The following is a 13,802-nucleotide window of genomic DNA, read 5'->3' on the forward strand; positions in this document are numbered from 1 at the left end:
GGAACGCGTTCGATCAGGGAAGGGGCCGGCTTGCCGGCCCCTTTCTCGTGCGCGAGGCGGCGAAGGCGAGGGGGGCCGTCGCGGCGGGGCGGCCGTATCAGGTCTTCAGCACCGGCTCCGCGATGTCGCCGCCGCCGCGGCGGGCGAGGTAGTCGGGCTGGAACAGGCACATCCGCACGGCGTCGCGGTACTTGCCGTTCACGAAGAACTCGTCCCGCAGCACGCCCTCGGTCCGGAAGCCGCAGCGCTCGTAGATGCGCACCGCGCGGGCATTGTCCTTGTCCACGTGCAGGTAGAGCTTGTGGATGTTCAGCACACTGAAGGCGTAGTCGATGGCGATGCGGGTCGCTTGGCCCGCGTAGCCGCGGCCCTGGAAGGCGGGGTGCAGCGCGATCTGGAACTCGCAGCGCCGGTGCAGGTGGTTGATCTCCACGAGCTCGACCATGCCGGCCGATTCGTTGCGGTCCGTCGCCACGATGAAGCGCCGCTCGGTCTGGTTGTGGATGTTGCGCTCGTAGAGCTGCGCCAGCTCGGCGAAGGACTCGTAGGCCTCCTCGAACCAGTAGCGCATGATGCTGTCGTTGTTGTTGAGCTGGTGCACGAAGAGCAGGTCCTCGCGCTCGAGCGGGCGCAGCTTGATCCGCGCCGCCTCCGCCGTCGTGCTCCCGCTCATGACGCACAGGCCTCCGCCAGCCGCCGCATGAAGGCCTCGCCGTCGGCGAGGGCCTGCAGGGTGATGAACTCGTCGGGCTGGTGCGCCTGGTCGATCGAGCCCGGGCCGCAGACCACGGTCGGGAGGCCGGCCGCCTGGAAGCGCCCGGCCTCCGTCGCGTAGGGCACCGAGATCGTGCGGTTGCGCCCGGCGAGCCGCAGGGCGAGGCGCTCGGCCTCGGAGCCCGGCTCGGGGGCGAGCCCCGGCACCGCTACCTCTTCAAGGGTCTCGATCGACCCGTAGGCGCCGTAGCGGTTGAGGCGCTCGCGCGTCACGTCCTCGACCTTGCGGGCGAACAGCGCCGGGATCTCGGTCATGTCGAGGTCGGGCAGGCCGCGGAACTCCCAGTGGAAGGTGCAGACCTTCGGCAGGATGTTGCGGGCGGTGCCGCCCGCGATCGTGCCGACATGCACCGTGGTGGCGGGCGGATCGAAGCGCCCGCTGGCGTCGCCCCGGGCGATCATCAGGTCGGCGATGCGGTTGAGCTCGCCGACGAGGTCGCAGGCCGCCATGACGGCGTTGGCGCCGAGCTGCGGCTTCGAGGAATGCGCCTCATGGCCGTGCACGGTGGTGAGGTAGGTGACAATGCTCTTGTGGGCGTCGGCGACCTCGAGCCCGGTGGGCTCGCCCACGATCACCGCGCCCGGTCGCGGCAGGTCGGCGCCGAAGCGCGCGATCGTGTCGGCTGCGCCGAGGCAGGTCGTCTCCTCGTCGTAGGAGAGCAGGATGTGGATCGGCCGCGCAAGGTCCCGCTCGCGGAAGTCCGGCACGGCGGCGAGCGCCAGCGCGCAGAAGCCTTTCATGTCGACGGCGCCGCGCCCGTAGGCCCGCCCGTCGGCGACCCGCAGCCGGAACGGGTCGCCCGTCCAGGCCTGCCCCGTCACCGGCACCACGTCGGTGTGGCCCGAGAGCACGACGCCCCCGTCCCGCATCGGGCCGATCGTGGCGAACAGCGCGGCCTTGTCGCCGGCCGCGCTCGGCATTAGCAGATGGGGCACGCCCCAGCCCCCGAGATAATCCGACACCCAGTCGACCAGCGCGAGGTTCGGCCTGGAGCTCTCGGTGTCGAAGGCGACGAGGCGCTCCAGGATCTCGAGCGGGGTGAGGCGCTCTCCCGGTCCCGGCATCGCAATCCCCCTGACCCTCTGGAGCGCTCCTCGCCGAAGTCGAAGCCGGTTCGGCGTGAAGGAACGCGTCAAACGAAACGCGGGGACGTGACCCGGCCCGGGCGTGGTCGGATCGGGCTCCAAGTCCCCGCCATCGAGCCAATGCGCGGGCGGACCGCCGGTTGCGAGGCGCTCAGTGCAGGCTGCGGCGGACGTGGGGGCTGTCGAGGGAGAAGGCCGGGATCTCGGCCTCGAAGCTCTCGCCGGCCACCGTCGCCATGGTGTAGCTGCCGGCCATCAGTCCGTCCGGCGTGTTGAGCGGGCAGCCGCTCGTGTAGCTGAAGGACTCGCCGGGCTCCAGCACCGGCTGCTTGCCGACGACGCCCGCCCCGCGCACCTCCTGGCAGGCCCCGTGCCCGTCGATGATGCGCCAGTGGCGCGAGCGCAGCTGCACCTGCTCGGTGCCGTTGTTCACGATCTCGACCGTATAGGCGAAGAAGTAGCGGCTCTCGCCCGGCGAGGATTCCTCCTCGACGAAGCGGGGCATCACGGTCACGCTGATTCCGCGCGTCTCGGCCTTGTACATCGTCCGGATCGGCCTCCCTGACCGAGTGCGCGATTCGGCTCGCGCGTCCCGCGAAGCCGCGCGACAGGCTCGGAGCGACGTGGTACGTGGCGGCGAAAACGGCGTCAATCGCGGCGAAGTACGTCGCGCAACCGAGGTACGTTTCAGGCATGGTCGACGAGGCCCTGCACCGCCCGCGGGCTCTCGGAAGGCTGCGGCGCGGGCGCTCCGGCAGCCTCGCGCGCGCGGGCCTCGCCGGGCTCGCGCTGCTGTTCGCCTGGCAGGCGCCCGGCACGAATGGCTGGGCGGCGGCCGCGCTCCTCGGCGCGTTCCTCCTCGACGCTTCGAGCCGGGCCGCGGCGGCCCTCGCGGCGCGGCGCGGCGGGGTCGGGGGGGCCTCGGCGGCCTGCCCTCCCTCGTCCTCGGCCTCGGCTCGGGCACCGGGCTCGGCGCCGCCGCCCTGGCGCTCGTCCTCGCGCTCGCAGCCTGGCCGCAGGCCTTCCCGGTGCTCGCGAGCGCGCTCGCGGGGCTCGTGGCGATCGGCGCCTGCGCCCGCCTCGCGCTCGCCCGGATCGTGCTGCGGCTCGCGCGCGAGCCCGACTTAACGGGCCCTTAGGGCCAAGCGCGGGACAAGATGCGAGTTTGGCGGGGAAGGCGGAGGGGGTGCGCGCGGTGAGCATGAACACGACGCGGAATCCAGCCGACCAGCCCCGCGACGGCATCCTGCCCGCTCAGGGGATCGCGGCGCTCACGGAGGCCGGCAGCATCCGCCCGGCGAGCCCCTACGCGGCCGACCAGATCCAGCCCGCGAGCCTGGATCTCCGCCTCGGCCGGCGCGCCTTCCGGGTGCGCACGAGCTTCCTGCCGGGGGCGAGCCGCAGCGTCTCGACCGGCGTCGGGGCCTTCGCGTTCCACGCGATCGACCTGACGGGCGGGGCGGTGCTCGAGACGGGCTGCGTCTACATCGCCGAGCTGCAGGAGGCCCTGGCGCTGCCGCCGGACGTCTCGGCCGGCGCCAACCCCAAGAGCTCGACCGGCCGCATCGACGTCTTCACCCGCGTCATCACCGACCACGCGGTGGCCTTCGACCAAGTGGAGGCCGGCTATCACGGCCCCCTCTACGCCGAGATCTCGCCCCGCACCTTCCCGGTCCTCGTGCGCACCGGCTCGCGCCTGTCGCAGATCCGCTTCCGCCGGGGCGAGGTGCGGCTGCGGGATTCCGAGCTCGCCGACCTCCACGCCCGCACGCCGCTCGTCAGCGCGGCGGCTCCCTCGTTCCAGGGGGGCGTGGCCGTCTCGGTCGACCTCGCGGGCTTCGACGGTCTGATCGGCTACCGGGCGAAGCGCCATACCGGCCTCGTCGACGTCGACGCGCCGGGCCGCCACCGCGCCGCCGATTTCTGGGAGCCGCTCGCGGCCGACGGCTCCGGCATGCTGATCCTCGATCCGGGCCAGTTCTACATCCTGGCCTCGAAGGAATCCGTGGTCGTGCCCCCCGACCACGCCGCCGAGATGGTGCCGTTCGATCCCCTCGTCGGCGAGTTCCGGGTGCATTACGCGGGCTTCTTCGATCCGGGCTTCGGCTTCGCGGAGGCCGGGGGCTCGGGTGCGCGGGCCGTGCTCGAGGTGCGCTCCCGCGACGTGCCCTTTCTCCTCGAGGACGGGCAGATCGTCGGCCGCCTCGTCTACGAGCGCATGGCGGAGGCGCCCGCCACCCTCTACGGGGCGGGCGCCGGCTCGAACTACCAGGCGCAGGGCCTGAAGCTCTCGAAGCACTTCGCGTAACCCGCCGTCCGGCCCGCGCGGAGCGCTCGCGCGCCGCGCGGGCCAATCGCTCAGGCCGCTCGGATGTCGGCGAGGAAATCCTCGACCTCGCGCTGTACGTTCTCCGACTGCAGGGCGAGCTCGGCCGCCGCCGCCATCACCTGCTGCGCGGCGCTGCCGGTCTCGCTCGACGAGGCCAGCACCTTCGACACGTTCTCGGAGACGTCCTGCGTGCCGCGGGCCGCCTCGGACGCGTTCCGGGCGATCTCGCCGGTCGCGGCGGTCTGCTCCTCGACCGTGGCGGCGATCGTGCCGGCGATCGCGTTGACCGAGACGATCGTCTCCCCGATCTGGCGGATCGCCGTGACCGCCTGCGCGCTCGCCTCCTGGATCGCCGCGATCTGCTCGCCGATCTGGCTCGTGGCGTGGGCCGTCTGGCCGGCGAGGTCCTTGACCTCGGCGGCGACGACGGCGAAGCCTCGACCCGCCTCGCCGGCGCACGCGGCCTCGATCGTCGCGTTCAGGGCGAGCAGATTCGTCTGGCCGGCGATGCTGGAGATCAGGGTGACGGCCGCGCCGATGCGCTCGGCAGCCGCGGCAAGGCTCGTCATCGCCGCATCCGTGGTCGTGGTCTCCCGGGCTGCATGAGCGGCCACCTCGTTGGAGCGCTGCACCTGCCGCTCGATCTCCTGCAGGGAGGCGACCAGCTCCTCGGCCGCAGCGGCCACGGTCTGCACGTTGGCCGAAGTCTCCTCCGCGGCCGCGCTCGATGCCACGGCCTGGCCGTTGGTCGCATCCGCGACCTGGGTCATCGAGCGCGCCGTCGCGTCGAGTTCCGTGGCGGCCGAGGTGACGATGGCGATCGCGCCGGCGATTCTGGCCTCGAAGCCGCGCACCAGCTCGTCGACCCGATCAGCCCGGCGCTGCCGCGCCGACTGCTCCGCGACCTGCCGCGCCTCCAGATCGGCCCGGGCAAGGGCGTTGGCCTTGAAGACCTCGAGTGCGCGGCCGAGCGCCCCGATCTCGTCGCCCCGGTCGGTCCCCGTGACCGGGACGGTGAGATCGCCCCGGGCGATGGCCTGGACGGTCCGGTTGAGCGTCTGCAGCGGCCCGGAGATCGACCGGCCGAGCAGCAGCGCGCCGAGCCCCCCGAAGGTCACGCCGACGACCGAGACGGCGATCGCGATCGCGAGGATCTGCGTCACCGCGCTGCCGGCGAGGGCGATCTGCTTGTCGCGCAGCTCGATCATATGGCCGCGCAGGGCCGCGGTGTCGGCACCGAGCCGCACGGCGAGCTGCTGCCACTCCACGATGCCGCGGTCGACGTCCTTGGCCGCGACGGTGAGGGTCTCGATCCCGCCGAGGAGCCGGTCCAGGGTCGGGCCGGTCTCGCCGAGGAGGTCCCGCACCGCGCCGGAGGCGGGCGGGTTCGCCTTCATCTCGGCCGTCTCGGACCGGGTCCGACGCTCCGCGGCGGTCAGGATATCGAGCTCGTCGGCCGTCGGCCGCGTGACGTATCGGCGGGCCGACGCGATCAGGGATTGCAGCGCCTGCTGGACGCGGAACGCCGTGCCGGTGGCGGCATCGCTCGCGGCCACCATCTGAAGCGTCACCGTCGTGTAGTGGTTGGTCAGGCGCGCCGCGGCAGCGACCATCCCGGACAATGTGGCATCGCGCAGCTTCGTCGCCGCGACGATCTTGTCGAAGCGCTGATCGAGCGTCGCGATGTCCCGCTTCAGGCCGTCGGAGCCCTCGGCCAGCAAACCGTCCAGCTTCGCGAGACGGGCCTGCACCTCCTTTTGCGCGCCGCGAACGGCCGTGAGCTCGGCACCGCCGGGCGAGCGCATGTAGCGCGTCACCTGCACCTCGTCGTCGCTCAGGGCGCTGGCGAAGTCGGACAGGGCTTCCGATCGCGTGGCCGCCGCGTCGATCTCGGAGACGTTCGCTCCCACCGTGCGCAGGCTCAGGCCGTTGAACACGGCGATGCCGCACAGGAGCAGGAGGATCAGGCCGAACCCGAAATTGATCCTGGTGCCGATCGGGCGATGGGCGAGGCGAGCGTACAACGACATCATCAGTCTGCCTTTAGATCGAATCGATGGTCCGCGGCGGCGAATGCCTCTTGTCCCTGCGCGGTCCCTTATCCCGCGATCAGGCGGCGGGTCGGGCCCCACGGCGGCCCTCGGAGCGCCGCGTCCCCGGTCCCGGGGTCACGGACGGCACTCCAACCCCTCACGGCGCCACGCCGCCTCGCGCCGAACCGGTATCCGCCTCGGCCGAGCGTGCTCTAGGTGCCGTAGGAACGGATCGCGTCGAGCGTCGCCTTGCCGAACTTGGCCTCGAACTGCTTCAGGGCCGGCTGCGAGGCGGCGATGAAGGCCGCGCGGTCGATCTCGGACAGGACCGTCATGCCGCGCCGCTTGAGCTCGGCGATGTTGTCGTTGGCCGTCCGGTCGCCGGCCTCGCGCGAGGCCGGCCCGGCCGCACGGGCCGCGGCGCTGAACACGGCCCGCTCGTCCTCCGTCAGCGCATCGCTCGCGCGGCGCGACATCAGCAGGATTCCCGTGGAGTAGACGTGCCCGGTCAGGCTCAGATACTTTTGAACCCGGTAGAATCCGCCGCCCATGATGTTGGCCAGCGGGTTCTCCTGCCCCTGGAACTCGCCCGCGCTGAGTGCCCCGAACAGTTCCGGGAACGGCAGCGGCTGGGCATCCGCGCCCAGCGCCTTGAACCCGGCCAGCATGGCCTCGGATTGCGGCACCCGCACCTTGAGTCCCGCGAGGTCCCGCGGCGTCGTCACCGGCACGGTCGTGGTCGTGAGGTGGCGCAGGCCGTTCTCGCACCAGGCCAGGCCCACCAGGCCCGTATTGTCGAACGAGGCGAGCGCCGCCTGCCCGATCGGCCCGTCGAGGACCGCGCGGGCATGGGCGACGTCGCGGAACAGGAACGGAATGTCGAAGACGCTGAGCTTGGGCGCGAAGCGCTCGTAGCCCGCGCTCGAGGTGACGACGAGCTCGAGGGCACCCTTGGCTGCGTCCTGCGTGGTCTCCGCCTCGCCGCCGAGCGTCCCGCACGGGTAGACGTCGACCCGCATCCGGCCAGCGGACAGGGCCGTCACCCGCTCGGCGAAGCTCACCGCGCCGGAGCCCATCTGCGACAGGTTGCCGTTCGTCACGCCGAGGCGGAAGACCTTCGCTCGCGTGCTCGCGTTCGCAGGCCGTGCCAGCAGGCCGACCGAGGAGACCGCGGCCCCGCAGCCCCGGAGAAACTGCCTTCGATCCACGGCGTCCACTCCCGAAATCTTGATGGCAGACGATAGTGTCGAAACAGTTAACCGTCAGTTAATCTGTGGCGATTTAAATGGTTTCGATGGTAAATTCCTTGAATACAACCCGCAACTGCGCGCCATCGATGGATTTTGTCCTCTATACGCCCGCGTCCTATGCTCACAAAAAGCTCATGAATTCGCGAAGGCCGCCCCATCCGTCGCAAAAATGGCTCAGAACGCCTTGAGCCACCTGATGGCGGACCGCTTCCGGCATCCCGCCCGCCCATCAGGTCACCGGTCTTAAACGGCCGCCGCGCGGCCGACGCCGAGAGTCCCGCTCCCGGCCGCGCCCGCAAGGCGCTCTCCTACACAGGTCACGACGACGAGCCGCGCCCGCGAAAACAGGTCCGGACGGGGCGCTTCGCGGCGCTCATCAGTCTCTCCGCCGGGCGTCTGGCCTTGAGGCGGGTGTCCACAAGTCTTAACCGGTACCGATGCACTTTCTCGCACCGCTCTCCGCCGTCCGCGTCTTCGAGGCCGCCGCGCGGCGGCGCTCCTTCAAAGCCGCGGCGGGTGAGATCCATCTCACGCCGAGCGCCGTGAGCCATGCCGTCCGCAAGATGGAGCAGGCGCTGGGCGTCGTGCTGTTCGAGCGCAACGGGCAAGGCGTCGCGCTGACCCCGGCCGGGGAGGCGCTGCTCGACCACGTCTCGCGCGCTTTCACCGAACTCAACCGCGGGCTTGAGCTGGTCTCGACGCGCGCGCCGCAACTCCTGCGCCTGCACTGCGCTCCGAGCTTCGCCGCGCAATGGCTCACGCCGCGCCTCGCGCGCTTCCTGGCCGAGCATCCCGGCTTCGAAGTGCGCCTCGCGGCCGGAGCGGAGTACGCGCGCTTCACGGATGACGAGTTCGACGCCGACATCGTCTACGGGCGGCCGCGCGTGGAGGGCTTCGCCGCGATGCCGCTCAAGGTCGAGACGGTCACGCCGCTCTGCACGCCGGAGCTCGCGGCCGGCATTCGCCAGGCCTCCGATCTCGAAGGCCGCGTGCTGATCCAGAGCGACAACAAGCTGGTGCGCTGGCCGCACTGGTTCGAGCGCAACGGCATCCGCAGCGTGCCGCAGGCGGCCATCCGGTTCGACCGCAGCTTCCTGGCCATCGCGGCGGCGGCGGACGGGCTCGGCGTTGCCCTCGAATCGACGCTGCTCGCGGAGCGCGAGCTCGCCAACGGCCGCCTCGTGGCCCCGCTGGCGTCGCGCGCCGAGAACGTCACCTATGTCGGTCATCACCTCGTCTTCCCGAACGACGGGCACCGGCGCGCGCCTCTGCGGGTCTTCGCGGGCTGGCTCGCGCGCGAACTCGCCGTGGATCCCTGCCCAATACTGATCTGAGCCTGGGGGTCGACGCATCCGGCCAGGTTCGCGGCGCGAGATGAATCGAATTCATCTCAGGCTGCAATATTCGCGTTTGTGTACGAACGCGGGGCGCATCATCCTCTCCGGACAAGAAAAGTTCGTGGGGAAGCGGGCAAGATTGCGAGTCCGCAGGAGATTGCAAAGCGTTCTTCTGAGTTGTTCTCGACTCAAATCGGATCGCTCAAATTGCAGATACCTCCTCGCGATGGTGCACGGCTCGCCGGCTCGGCGATCCGCCTGGAGGGTTGCATGCTGCTGAGAGAAAAAGTCTGCGTGATTACGGGTGCCGCGTCCCCCCGCGGGATCGGCAAGGCCACGGCGCGCCTGTTCGCCGAGCACGGCGGCCGCGTCGTGATCCTCGACCTCGATGCGGGCCAGGCGGAGGCGGCGGCCGGCGACGTCGGCGCGGGCCATCTCGGCCTCGCCTGCAACGTCACCGACAAGGCGGCCTGCCAGGATGCCGCCCGGGAGATCCTCGCCCGCTTCGGGCGGATCGATGTCCTCGTCAACAACGCCGGCATCACCCAGCCCCTGAAGATCATGGACATCGAGGCGGCGAACTACGAGGCCGTCACGGACGTGAACCTGCGCGGCACGCTCTACATGAGCCAGGCCGTGATCCCGGCGATGCGCGCGCAGCGGAGCGGATCCATCGTGTGCATGTCGTCGGTCTCAGCCCAGCGCGGCGGCGGCATTTTCGGCGGCCCCCATTACAGCGCAGCCAAGGGCGGCGTGCTGGGCCTCCAGAAGGCGATGGCCCGCGAGCTCGGGCCCGACGGCATCCGCGTCAACTCCGTCACGCCCGGCCTCATCCAGACCGACATCACCGGCGGGAAGCTGACGGATGACCTGAAGGTCGAGATCGCCAAGGGCATTCCGCTCGGACGGCTCGGGGTCGCCGACGACGTGGCGAACGCCTGCCTGTTCCTCTCCTGCGACCTGTCCGCCTACGTCACCGGCGCCGTCGTCGACGTCAACGGCGGCATGCTGATCCACTGACCGGCAGGAGCGATCATCATGCCAGCCGAACAGGTCCTGCGGGCGCAGGAAGGCTCGAACGTCTCGCTCGCGGAGCGCGCCTACCGCATCCGGCGCTACGCCCTCCTGATGGGCGAGGTCCAGGGCCAGGGCTACATCGCGCAGGCGCTCGGCATCGCCGACGTCCTCGCGGTGAGCTACTTCCACGCGATGACGTACCGGCCCGAGGACCCCGCATGGGAGGGCCGCGACCGTTTCCTCCTCTCGATCGGTCATTACGCGATCGCGCTCTACGCCGCGCTCATCGAGGCGGGCATCCTCCCGGAGGACGAGCTGCCGAGCTACGGCGGCGACGACAGCCGCCTGCCGATGTCCGGCATGGCGGCCTACACGCCGGGCATGGAGATCACCGGCGGCTCGCTCGGCCACGGGCTGGGCATCGCGGTCGGTATGGCGCTCGGGCTCAAGCGCAAGTCATCCGAGGCCTTCGTCTACAACCTCTTCTCCGATGGCGAACTCAACGAAGGCTCGACCTGGGAAGCGGCCATGTCGGCCGCCTCGCACGGCCTCGACAACCTGATCGGCATCGTGGACGTCAACGGGATGCAGGCGGACGGGCCCTCGCGCGGCGTCCTCGACTTCGAGCCGCTCGCCCCGAAATTCGAGGCCTTCGGCTGGTTCGTGCAACGCGTCGACGGCAACGACATCGCGGCCGTGGCGGCGGCCTTCGACGCGGCCCGTGCCTATGCCGGTCCGCGCCCGCGCCTCGTGATCTGCGACACGCGCATGGCCAAGGGCGTGCCCTTCCTGGAGGCGCGCGAGAGGAACCACTTCCTGCGGGTCGAGGCGGACGAGTGGCGCCAAGCCCTGGACGTTCTGGACGAGGGGAGGTCGCGTTGAGACGCTCGAAATACGTCAGGCCCGAGCGCAGGGCCGGCAGCGGGCCGAGGACGTCGGCGATGATCGCCTCGCTGGCCGCGCCGGGCCAGCGCACCAAGGCCGCGCCCTTCGGCCACGCGCTGGCCGCGCTGGCCGGGACGCGCCCCGACATCGTCGGCCTCTCGGCAGACCTCGCCAAGTACACGGACCTGCACGTCTTCGCGGCCGCGCATCCGGACCGCTTCTACCAGATGGGCATGGCCGAACAGCTGCTGATGAGCGCGGCCGCCGGCCTTGCGCGGGAGGGCTTCGTGCCCTTCGCCACGACCTACGCGGTCTTCGCCGCGCGGCGGGCCTACGACTTCATCTGCCTCGCGATCGCGGAGGAGAACCTCAACGTCAAGATCGCCTGCGCGCTGCCCGGTCTTACCACGGGCTACGGACCGAGCCACCAAGCCACCGAGGATCTGGCGATCTTCCGCGGCATGCCGAACCTGACGATCATCGATCCGTGCGACGCGCACGAGATCGAGCAGGTGGTGCCGGCCATGGCCGCCCACCAGGGCGCGGTCTATCTCCGGCTGCTGCGCGGGAACGTTCCGCTCGTCCTCGACGAGTACGGCTACACGTTCGAGCTCGGGCGCGCGAAGACGATCCGCGACGGCCGCGACGTCCTGATCGTGTCCTCGGGCCTGATGACGATGCGGGCGCTCGAGGCCGCGCAGGCGCTGGCCGACGACCGGATCGACGTGGCGGTCCTGCACGTCCCCACGATCAAGCCCCTCGACGAGGCGACCATCCTGGCCGAGGCCGGCCGCGGCGGCCGCCTCGTGGTGGTGGCGGAGAACCATTCCGTGGTCGGCGGCCTCGGCGAGGCCGTCGCGGGGCTGCTCGTGCGGAGCGGCACGGTCCCGCCCGCTTTCCGGCAGATCGGCCTCCCGGACGCGTTCCTCGATGCCGGCGCGCTGCCGACGCTGCACGAGCGCTACGGAATCTCGACCGAGGCCATGGTCCGGTCGATCCGGGCCTGGCTGTGAGCGCGCCGGGCGCGACCGTCGCGTTCGTCGGCCTCGGCTCGATGGGCCTGCCGATGGCGCGGCACATGGCATCCGCCGGCTTCGCGGTGCGCGGCCACGATCTGCGCGCCGAGCCGCGGGCGGCGCTCGTCGCGGCGGGCGGATCGACGGGGGAGACGCCGGCCGCGGTCGCGGCCGGTGCCGAGGTGCTGATCCTGATGGTGGTCGATGCCGGGCAGGCCGAGCAGGTGCTGTTCGGTCAGGCCGCCCTCGCCGGCCTCGCGCCGACCGGGATCGTGGTCCTGATGGCGACCTGCCCGCCGGAGGCCGTCGCGGCACTCGCGCGGCGGGTGGAGGCAACCGGGCGCGGCTTCGTCGACGCGCCTGTCTCGGGCGGCCGGACGGGCGCCGAGGCGGGCTGCCTGACCGTGATGGCGGCGGCCGATCCCGCCGCGCTGAACCGCGTCCGGCCGATCCTGGACGCGTTCGCCGAGCGCGTCGTCCATGTCGGCCGCCAGCCGGGCCAGGCGGCGACCGTGAAGGCGGTGAACCAGCTGCTCTGCGGCGTGCACATCGTGGCCGCGGCCGAGGCCCTGTCCCTCGCCGAGCGCGCGGGCCTCGATCCGGCCACGGTCCTCGAGATCGTGGTGGGATCGTCCGCAGCGAGCTGGATGCTGCGGGACCGCGGCCCGCGGATGCTCGAACCCGACCCGCAGCCGACGAGCGCGGTCGACATCTTCGTGAAGGACCTCGGCATCGTGCTGGGGGCGGGCCGCGAGGCGAAGGCCGCCCTGCCGCTCGCCGCGCTCGCCCACCAGCTCTTCCTCGCGGCCTCGGGCAGCGGGGCCGGCGGTTGCGACGACAGCCAAGTCATCCGCTGCTACCGAATGCTCGGAGGGCGAGCATAGAAACGTCAGGACAAGAACAAGAGAACTGCAGGCGAGAAAAACCGAGAATCGGGCCTGCGACAAGTTCCTCCGTGTCCCGGACCCCTCGTGAACACTTCGATCCCTGATCGAGGGCGTGAGCGGCGGCGTTCGAATTCACCGCTGTTTCGATCTGGGAGGAAAACATGTCTCGCATACGTCTGAGCCGCCGGAATCTTCTTGCGGGAGCGGCCTCGATTCCGCTCTTCAGCATCCTGACGAAGCCCGGTTCGGCCGCCGAATTCTCCTACAAGCTGGCGACGGGCCAGGACCCGACGCACCCGGTCAACCTGCGGGCGCAGGAAGCGCTCGATCGGATCCGGGAGGCGTCGGGGGGTCGGCTCGAGATCAAGCTGTTCCCCGCCAACCAGCTCGGCTCTGACACGGACCTCCTGAACCAGGTGCGCAGCGGCGGCGTGGAGTTCTTCAACCTCGCGACCTCCATCCTGGCGATCTTCGTTCCGGCCGCGAGCCTGCCGAATACGGGCTTCGCGTTCCAGGATTACGCCGCGGTCTGGGCGGCGATGGACGGCGACCTCGGCAACTACGTCCGCGCCGAGATCGCCAAGACGCCGCTGCTGACCGTCTCGAAGGTCTGGGACAACGGCTTTCGCCACATCACCTCGTCGACCCGCGAGATCCGCGCGCCCGAGGATCTGAAAGGTTTCAGGATCCGCGTCCCCCCCGCGCCGATGCTCACCTCGCTCTTCAAGGGATTCGAGGCCGGCGCGGCGCCGATCAACTTCAACGAGCTGTATTCCGCCCTGCAGACCAAGGTGGTCGAGGGGCAGGAGAACCCGCTGGCGATCACCGCCACCACGCGCCTCTACGAAGTGCAGAAATCCTGCAGCCTGACCGGGCACGTCTGGGACGGCTACTGGATCCTCGGCAACAAGCGGGCCTGGCAGCGCCTGCCCGAGGGGCTCCGCCAGATCGTGTCCAGGGAGCTGGACCGCTCGGCCCTCGACGAGCGCAACGACGTGGCGGCCCTGACGAACACGCTGCGGGCCAAGCTCTCCGAGAGCGGCCTCAACTTCGTCGACGTCGACCGCGCCGCCTTCCGCGACGCGCTCAGGAAGACGAGCTTCTACAGGGATTGGAAGGACAAGTTCGGCGAGGCTGCCTGGGCCCATCTCGAGGCCGTGTCCGGCAAGCTGGCTTGAGGAGGCGGTG

Annotated in this window: 13 protein-coding genes; 8 read left to right on the forward strand and 5 right to left on the reverse strand. The window is 70.8% G+C overall.

From position 1 onward, the window contains the following. Positions 1-97 precede the first annotated feature (97 nt). The 3 genes from speG to apaG all read right to left on the reverse strand — a co-directional run bounded on the left by speG (position 98) and on the right by apaG (position 2,404). Positions 98-673: a spermidine N1-acetyltransferase gene (gene speG, locus WDW90_RS07820; protein ID WP_336486792.1), complete on the reverse strand. Its 576-nt coding sequence runs from the start codon at positions 671-673 to the stop codon at positions 98-100. Continuing rightward, complete coding sequence (gene argE / locus WDW90_RS07825) at positions 670-1,839, reverse strand: acetylornithine deacetylase (RefSeq protein WP_336486793.1); 1,170 nt, start codon at positions 1,837-1,839, stop codon at positions 670-672. Before argE ends, speG begins: the two co-directional genes overlap by 4 nt. A 172-nt stretch (positions 1,840-2,011) precedes the next feature. Continuing rightward, complete coding sequence (apaG, locus tag WDW90_RS07830) at positions 2,012-2,404, reverse strand: Co2+/Mg2+ efflux protein ApaG (RefSeq protein ID WP_336486794.1); 393 nt, start codon at positions 2,402-2,404, stop codon at positions 2,012-2,014. Between the two features lie 657 nt (positions 2,405-3,061). On the opposite strand from apaG, the gene WDW90_RS07835 reads away from it, so the two are divergent. Continuing rightward, complete coding sequence (locus WDW90_RS07835; protein WP_336486848.1) at positions 3,062-4,168, forward strand: 2'-deoxycytidine 5'-triphosphate deaminase; 1,107 nt, start codon at positions 3,062-3,064, stop codon at positions 4,166-4,168. Positions 4,169-4,218: 50 nt separating this feature from the next. On the opposite strand, the gene WDW90_RS07840 is transcribed toward WDW90_RS07835, so the two are convergent. Both WDW90_RS07840 and WDW90_RS07845 read right to left on the reverse strand, forming a co-directional pair. After that, positions 4,219-6,222, reverse strand: coding sequence for a methyl-accepting chemotaxis protein (locus WDW90_RS07840; protein WP_336486795.1), 2,004 nt, complete (start codon positions 6,220-6,222; stop codon positions 4,219-4,221). A 212-nt stretch (positions 6,223-6,434) separates the two neighbouring features. Next, positions 6,435-7,430, reverse strand: coding sequence for a TRAP transporter substrate-binding protein (locus WDW90_RS07845; RefSeq protein ID WP_336486797.1), 996 nt, complete (start codon positions 7,428-7,430; stop codon positions 6,435-6,437). A gap of 22 nt (positions 7,431-7,452) precedes the next feature. On the opposite strand from WDW90_RS07845, the gene WDW90_RS07850 reads away from it, so the two are divergent. From WDW90_RS07850 to WDW90_RS07880, 7 genes are all read left to right on the forward strand, one after another. Continuing rightward, the gene (locus tag WDW90_RS07850; RefSeq protein ID WP_336486798.1) at positions 7,453-7,719 is read left to right on the forward strand and encodes a hypothetical protein; all 267 of its coding nucleotides are present in this window, start codon (positions 7,453-7,455) and stop codon (positions 7,717-7,719) included. Positions 7,720-7,909: 190 nt separating this feature from the next. Beyond that, complete coding sequence (locus WDW90_RS07855; protein ID WP_336486799.1) at positions 7,910-8,806, forward strand: LysR substrate-binding domain-containing protein; 897 nt, start codon at positions 7,910-7,912, stop codon at positions 8,804-8,806. Between the two features lie 273 nt (positions 8,807-9,079). Then, positions 9,080-9,829, forward strand: a complete 750-nt coding sequence (locus WDW90_RS07860) for an SDR family NAD(P)-dependent oxidoreductase (RefSeq protein ID WP_336486800.1) — start codon at positions 9,080-9,082, stop codon at positions 9,827-9,829. An 18-nt stretch (positions 9,830-9,847) separates the two neighbouring features. Next, positions 9,848-10,708 (forward strand): transketolase, encoded by an 861-nt coding sequence (locus tag WDW90_RS07865; RefSeq protein ID WP_336486801.1) that lies wholly within the window; start codon positions 9,848-9,850, stop codon positions 10,706-10,708. Next, on the forward strand, positions 10,705-11,724 hold the full coding sequence (locus tag WDW90_RS07870; protein ID WP_336486802.1) for a transketolase family protein: 1,020 nt from the start codon (positions 10,705-10,707) through the stop codon (positions 11,722-11,724). The genes WDW90_RS07865 and WDW90_RS07870 overlap by 4 nt, the downstream gene beginning before the upstream one ends. Continuing rightward, positions 11,721-12,611, forward strand: a complete 891-nt coding sequence (locus tag WDW90_RS07875; protein ID WP_336486803.1) for an NAD(P)-dependent oxidoreductase — start codon at positions 11,721-11,723, stop codon at positions 12,609-12,611. Before WDW90_RS07870 ends, WDW90_RS07875 begins: the two co-directional genes overlap by 4 nt. A gap of 164 nt (positions 12,612-12,775) precedes the next feature. Continuing rightward, positions 12,776-13,792, forward strand: a complete 1,017-nt coding sequence (locus tag WDW90_RS07880) for a TRAP transporter substrate-binding protein (protein WP_336486804.1) — start codon at positions 12,776-12,778, stop codon at positions 13,790-13,792. Positions 13,793-13,802: the final 10 nt, after the last annotated feature.

It is taken from the genome of Methylobacterium nigriterrae (assembly GCF_037106235.1).
In the GTDB taxonomy this organism is placed as follows: Bacteria; Pseudomonadota; Alphaproteobacteria; order Rhizobiales; family Beijerinckiaceae; genus Methylobacterium; species Methylobacterium nigriterrae.

Excerpts from the sequence above, each read along its gene's own strand:
- speG (WP_336486792.1), bottom strand. The coding sequence starts at position 673 with ATGAGCGGGAGCACGACGGCGGAGGCGGCGCGGATCAAGCTGCGCCCG.
- argE (WP_336486793.1), bottom strand. The coding sequence starts at position 1,839 with ATGCCGGGACCGGGAGAGCGCCTCACCCCGCTCGAGATCCTGGAGCGC.
- apaG (WP_336486794.1), bottom strand. The coding sequence starts at position 2,404 with ATGTACAAGGCCGAGACGCGCGGAATCAGCGTGACCGTGATGCCCCGC.
- WDW90_RS07835 (WP_336486848.1), top strand. The coding sequence starts at position 3,062 with ATGAACACGACGCGGAATCCAGCCGACCAGCCCCGCGACGGCATCCTG.
- WDW90_RS07840 (WP_336486795.1), bottom strand. The coding sequence starts at position 6,222 with ATGATGTCGTTGTACGCTCGCCTCGCCCATCGCCCGATCGGCACCAGG.
- WDW90_RS07850 (WP_336486798.1), top strand. The coding sequence starts at position 7,453 with ATGGCAGACGATAGTGTCGAAACAGTTAACCGTCAGTTAATCTGTGGC.
- WDW90_RS07855 (WP_336486799.1), top strand. The coding sequence starts at position 7,910 with ATGCACTTTCTCGCACCGCTCTCCGCCGTCCGCGTCTTCGAGGCCGCC.
- WDW90_RS07860 (WP_336486800.1), top strand. The coding sequence starts at position 9,080 with ATGCTGCTGAGAGAAAAAGTCTGCGTGATTACGGGTGCCGCGTCCCCC.
- WDW90_RS07865 (WP_336486801.1), top strand. The coding sequence starts at position 9,848 with ATGCCAGCCGAACAGGTCCTGCGGGCGCAGGAAGGCTCGAACGTCTCG.
- WDW90_RS07880 (WP_336486804.1), top strand. The coding sequence starts at position 12,776 with ATGTCTCGCATACGTCTGAGCCGCCGGAATCTTCTTGCGGGAGCGGCC.